Origin of the sequence: Actinomadura geliboluensis (genome assembly GCF_005889745.1) — a bacterium.
In the GTDB taxonomy this organism is placed as follows: Bacteria; Actinomycetota; Actinomycetes; order Streptosporangiales; family Streptosporangiaceae; genus Spirillospora; species Spirillospora geliboluensis.
Genome location: NZ_VCKZ01000545.1, coordinates 1 through 5,311 on the forward strand (window position 1 = coordinate 1; position 5,311 = coordinate 5,311).

At 69.9% G+C, this 5,311-nt stretch carries 8 protein-coding genes; all 8 read right to left on the reverse strand.

Features of this window, described 5'->3' with window-relative positions; all coding sequences use genetic code 11:
• Window positions 1–384 (reverse strand): DUF2637 domain-containing protein (locus ETD96_RS40870; protein WP_138641848.1); only part of this gene is annotated, 384 nt, incomplete at its 3' end.
• Window positions 381–668 (reverse strand): hypothetical protein, encoded by a 288-nt coding sequence (locus tag ETD96_RS40875; RefSeq protein WP_138641849.1) that lies wholly within the window; start codon window positions 666–668, stop codon window positions 381–383. The genes ETD96_RS40870 and ETD96_RS40875, both read right to left, overlap by 4 nt.
• Before the next feature lie 107 nt (window positions 669–775).
• Window positions 776–2,116 carry an FtsK/SpoIIIE domain-containing protein gene (locus ETD96_RS40880; RefSeq protein ID WP_138641850.1) on the reverse strand — a complete coding sequence of 447 codons (1,341 nt, stop codon included), beginning with the start codon at window positions 2,114–2,116 and terminating at the stop codon, window positions 776–778.
• Window positions 2,117–2,130: 14 nt separating this feature from the next.
• Window positions 2,131–2,529, reverse strand: coding sequence for an SCO3933 family regulatory protein (locus tag ETD96_RS40885; protein ID WP_205719718.1), 399 nt, complete (start codon window positions 2,527–2,529; stop codon window positions 2,131–2,133).
• Window positions 2,530–2,663: 134 nt separating this feature from the next.
• A complete protein-coding gene (locus tag ETD96_RS40890) occupies window positions 2,664–3,488 on the reverse strand; it encodes a protein phosphatase 2C domain-containing protein (protein ID WP_138641851.1) in 825 nt (274 codons plus the stop codon).
• Between the two features lie 10 nt (window positions 3,489–3,498).
• Window positions 3,499–4,344, reverse strand: coding sequence for a sigma-70 RNA polymerase sigma factor region 4 domain-containing protein (locus tag ETD96_RS40895; RefSeq protein ID WP_138641852.1), 846 nt, complete (start codon window positions 4,342–4,344; stop codon window positions 3,499–3,501).
• A 122-nt stretch (window positions 4,345–4,466) separates the two neighbouring features.
• Window positions 4,467–4,880, reverse strand: a complete 414-nt coding sequence (locus tag ETD96_RS40900; RefSeq protein ID WP_240808580.1) for an ATP-binding protein — start codon at window positions 4,878–4,880, stop codon at window positions 4,467–4,469.
• 73 nt (window positions 4,881–4,953) lie between these two features.
• Window positions 4,954–5,311: Scr1 family TA system antitoxin-like transcriptional regulator (locus ETD96_RS40905; RefSeq protein ID WP_240808581.1), on the reverse strand; the 358-nt coding region annotated here is incomplete at its 5' end.

Consider the following 5,311-nt stretch of genomic DNA (forward strand, 5'->3'; position numbering starts at 1 on the left):
GGGGCCGGCCTTGCGGCGTTCCAGCATCGACACGGCGACCAGGAACGCGCCCGCCGGGGTGCCTGCGGTGATCCAGCCCCAGACCGATGGGTCGGCCTGTGCCAGGTTCGCGGCCAGGGACAGCAGGATCCCGCCGACCAGGACGACGGTCGGCCACGACAGGCGCCCCGTTGCGCGTCCGGTGTTCTTGTCGCGCTGCCGTTCTCCGGCCGCCATGACGCATGTCAGGTCGATGCAGACCGCGATGGCCCAGGCCATCCAGCCGGTTTGGCCGTGTTCGGTGGCGGTGTCGCGGATGTGGGTGAACGAGCCCGCCGCCGCGATCCCCGCCAGCACCACCACCGGCCCCGAGTCGGCGACCGCGCTCAGGATGCGCCGGGTCATGCCGCCCGCCGCACGTCGACCAGGGCCAGCAGCGCGGCCAGTTCGGCGTCGCACCAGTGGATCTCGGCCCAGGCGTCGACCTCGCCGCAGGACGAGGAGGCGAACGACTCGGCGCAGCGCTGGCAGCGGGCGACGTGCAGGGAGCGGAACTCGTCCCACTCGACGCCGACCGGCCACACGTCCCAGGACGACACCACCGAGGACGACGAGGCGGACGGTGAGGACGGGGCCGGGACGACGGCGAACCGGGGACGGGGACGAAGGACACGGACGCGAGCGACCATCGGGCAGCCTCCAGGACGGGTTCGGGCATGGGTCGGGTAGGGACGCGGCGCGATCAGGGCTCACACCGAGCCAGAGGAGAAGGAGGAGGGAGAGGGAGCCGGGCCGGTTATGCGGCCGGGTCGACGGCCGGGACCGAGCCGATCAGGGCGTCCCAGTCCGGGGTCAGGTGCGCCCAGTCGCGCGCCGCCTGCTCGGCCTCACGCTCGGGGACGAACACCGAGCGGGCGCGGTGCCAAGCGCCGTCTTGGCCGGCGACGATGCAGACGCCGGGTGTCTCGGCAGCAATGGCGCGGGCGGCATCGAGGGCGGCCGGGTCGAGGTCGCCGAGGGTCATGTTCGCGGTCTCGGGGTCGTTGACCCGGTGGCATACCCGCCCGGAGAGCTGGGCGCGGAGGGCGGTGACGCCGGGTCCGAGGTCGGAGCCGATGCGCTGCCCGCACACGATCAGGTGGACGGCGAACGCCCGCCCGAGCTGGGCGACCCGCAGCAGTGCCGTAGCGGTCCGCGACACCTCCTCTTTCTCGGACTTGTCGGCCATCAGGAACAGTTCGGCGACCTCGTCCACCAGGACCACCACCGGGACCGGCCGCAGGAGTTCGGGGAGCGTCCAGACGTTGCGGGCACCGTGCGCCCGGCACAGCGCCATCCGGTTCTCTACCTCGCCGACCAGGTCGGCCAGCAGGTCGACCGACTCTTTGCGGGTCGTGGCCAGCGCCGACAACCGAGGCGCGTACGGGGTGAACTCCACGCCGCCCTTGAGGTCGAAGCCGACCAGGGCAACCGGTTGCGGAGCCAGGTCACGGAGGATGGCGTTCGCCAGGTTGGACTTGCCCGACTGTGTCGCTCCGGCGTTGAGCCAGTGCGGCACGGTCCGGAAGTCCATCACCCAGTCGTGCCCGTTCTCCAGCTTGCCGGGCCGCACCCGCAACAACTCCACGGGCGCCGGTGACAGCGTCACCTCGGTGAGCGGGTCCCGCATCGTGGCCCAGAGAGTCACGTAGCCGGGCCGGACATCGACCACCCGCACCGAGTGGACGCGCCAGGCGTGCGCGATCCCCTCCGCCGCGCGTTCGTAGTCCGCCGGGACTTGCCCGTCGTGCAGCCGAAGGCGCACGCGCCAGCCGAGCCGGGTGGGCCGCAGGAGGCCGAGGCGGGGAGCGCGCTCGACGTCGACCCGCCGCACCCGGCGCTTCTGCTCGACCACCGTCGCAGCGGACCGGGATGCCGGCCCCACCACCGGGATGGCGTCCAGGGTGAGCCGAAACCGCCGCCGGTTGCGGGTGAGCTTGCAGCCGGAGGCGACGTGATGCCACGTCAGGTACACCAGTACCGCAGGAGCAGGGAAGCCGATGCCGTACCAGAAGAAGGACGGGTGAAAGCGGCGCCAGGCCCAGAGCCCGACCGCCACAGCGGCCAGGACCCCGAGCACCGGGAGCAGGTCAGTCATGACCGGGCCGCCGTTCAGGCCACGCCCGCCGAAGCGGACGCGCCCGACTCCCCCGCCGACGAGGAGGCCGACGAGGACGAAGGCGGGGCGACCGAGGAGATGGGCGCGATGCGGTCGGCGCGGTATGCCACGCCCCACCGCTTCTCACCGCCGAGGACCGCTTCCCACGGGAAGGCGACGAGGCCGACCGGCGTGACGACCTCCCCGATCGTCACCGACTGGTCTCCGACCACCGCGACGTTGAGCAGGTCCACCCGCCCCGACGCGTCGGCGGCCGACAGGCCCACCGTGAACACCGTGTGGCCGTTGCGGTCCGTCTTCACCTCCCCTGTGTCCTGGTTGACCAGCTTGGGACGCGGCGGCGACACGCACACGAACGTCAGCGCCGACACGTCCACCGGGATGTTGCGCACAGGTTCCTCCTGTCGTCCACCCCCCTAGACACTACGGTCCGATCCGTTCCGCGAGCGGACTGTCTAGAGGGGTACACAGTGAAGGTAGGGGATGAACCGGCAACTGTCTAGGGGGGTCTACAGAATCCCGGGGCTCAGCCCCGCATGGCCCAGTAGACGGCGCTGGCATCGTCGGATGCCTTGCCACGTGGCCAGCGCACGCCGTCCGGGTCGGTTGCCTCAGCCTCACGGGTCCGTGCGATCAGTTCGCCCGGCCCGTCCTTGCGCAGGATGGCGAGCACGTCAGGCCAGGTCATCAGGTCGAAACGGTCGGCCAACCGGCTGGCACCGTCGCTCAGCAGCGCGACCGCGTCCAGGTCAGCAAGGGGCGTGGACCCCATGAGCGCCTCATGCGCCGCTTCCGGTTTCGTACTGGCCGCCCAGAAGCCGCCCGGTTGATTGCGGTACTCGGCGAGCCGTTCCACTCGGCTCCGCAGGCGTCCCCTGTGCGCGTCACTGCCGAGGGCGGGGCGGTCGTCCGGTTCGTCCAACCGCGCGATCACTTCAGCCAGCCGCCCATCCGTGACGACAGTCGGCCCCTGGTCGAGGCGATCGAGGACGAGAACGGAGTCCGAGAGCACCAGGTGTTCAAGGCGCCCGTCATGGACCCTTGCCAGCGCCACAGTCGCGGAGGGCGAGCCAGGGTGCCGAAGGTCGCATGTCGTTGCGTGCAGGGCGTTGACGCGCTCGATGCTCACTGCGAGCGCCTCGCCCAAGCCCACGCCGACATCACCAGCTGCGGCAAGTAGCAGCCCGCCGAGGTTGCGCGCGTACCAGGACACCGAGTGCACGCACCCCGACTCGACTCCGGCGGGAGCGCCGGCCCCGTCGACCACGAGCAGCAGCCCAGGTGCCGCCGCCGCAAAGTCCTCGTTGTCGCGCTCAGGACGTCCCGGCTCGCTGGCGATCAGCACACGCATACGTTCCTCGTCAGGTCGGCGCCTCATCATGCCGGTAGATCGGGGTCAGCAACTCCGTCCGCACCGGCTCATGAGTGTCCAGGGCGTACTCGGTCCCGACCACGACCGAGAACCGGTCACCGCCGACTTGCCCCCACAGACTGCCGATATCCGTGGTCAGCAGATGCACCACACCCAACGACCCCTCCGGATGCACACCCGCAATCGCGACGAAGCTGCCGTTGCCGTCCGGCCGAGGCAGCCGCCCGAGGTATCCGATGTCATACGGCCGAGGAGGGTCGTCCTCCTGCCCCGACCGGTGCTCCTCGCCCGTCCGAGTGTCACGCAGCAGCCATCCGACCTCATCCCGCTCCCACTCCAGGACCGGATCCTTGTCATACGCCTCACGCATCGCAGGCGACATCCGAGGCCCGCAGATCACCAGCAGACCAGGCCGGTTGAGATCAATCCCGCCGTCGATCCCCACGTGATCAGAGTTCACCGCTAGATCGAACGTCCGGGCCAGTTCCTCCACCCGTTGCCCGGTCTTGAGGTCGTCCAGCGCGACATACGTCCGATCGCTGGCAGGGTCGGGACGAAGCGGAGTCACCACGGTGACCTCGCCCGAGCCGAGGAACGCCCCCTCAGGGGCCGGCCCCGTGTGCCGGATCTGATGGATGCGCCCGCGGCTCAGTCCCGCCGCTTGCGCGATCTGCGCGTACGACATCCCTTGCGCATGCAGGTCCTGAATCAGCCGCCGCCGGAGCCGCGCCAGTTCGGTGACCTCCTGCTGGGCCTCCGCCAGGCGCTCAGTCGCCGCGCGAAGCAGTTCGTACGGGTCATCGATCTGCGCAATGCGCTCCAACTCGCCTGGCATGACACCTCCTCCGGCCTCTACCAGGGAGTCTAGGACCCTAGACACTGTGCCGGAAAGCTCATGACCCGTCGAAGAGCTGACGGCGCGTAAGCGTCGCCGACGGCGCGGTATCGGTGGCCCGCTCACACCGCCGCGCCGACGACGTCCGCCCAGACCCGCCGACCGACCCGCACGGGTTCACTGCCCCACGCCTTAGAGACCGCCTTCACGATGAACAGCCCACGCCCGGAAACGGCGTCCGGCCCGCTCGGTTCATCGTTCACCGCCGGTTGCGTCAGGGCGCCCATGTCGACCACGGCCACCCGGACATGCCCGTCCTGCAACTCCAGTTCGAGGACGAAGTTCCCGCCGTCCTCCCCGCTCGCCGTATGCTCCACGGCGTTCGTGCACAGCTCACTCACGACCAGTTCGACCAGCCCGGCGACCTCGTCCGGGACACGGTCGGCGATGAAGGCCCGCCCGAAGGCTCTGGCTTGACTGATCGAATCGCGTCGGCCCGCGAACAGCCGGGACAAGCGCGTCACGTCGACCACCACCCGCGCGTCTAGGGGGCTAAACACCCCGAGGGAGACGCAGCGTATGACAGATCTAGGGGACTATTCAACACGCTCAGTGAATAGAGCTTAGAACTTTTTGCAGATCACGGCCCGCCCGTTCCACCAGCCGCCGCGCCTCGTCCCCGAACACGGCCGCCCGCTCGAACCCCTCGAAGATCTCCACGTACGCCCGGACCTCGTCCGCATCGGTCAAGGTCAACTCACGCGTGAACGTCTCCACTGACACGGCCGCGTCGTCGTACACCGAGAACCCATGCAGCGGCACACGAGGCACCCCCGCCCCAGGCACAACCCCGAACCGCACGTTCGCCAGCCCAGACACCTCCACCAGCCGCGCGAGTTGTCCTGCCATGCACTCCCCCGCCCCCGGCCACGTCCGCAAGGCAGCCTCAGCCACTACGACCACGAAC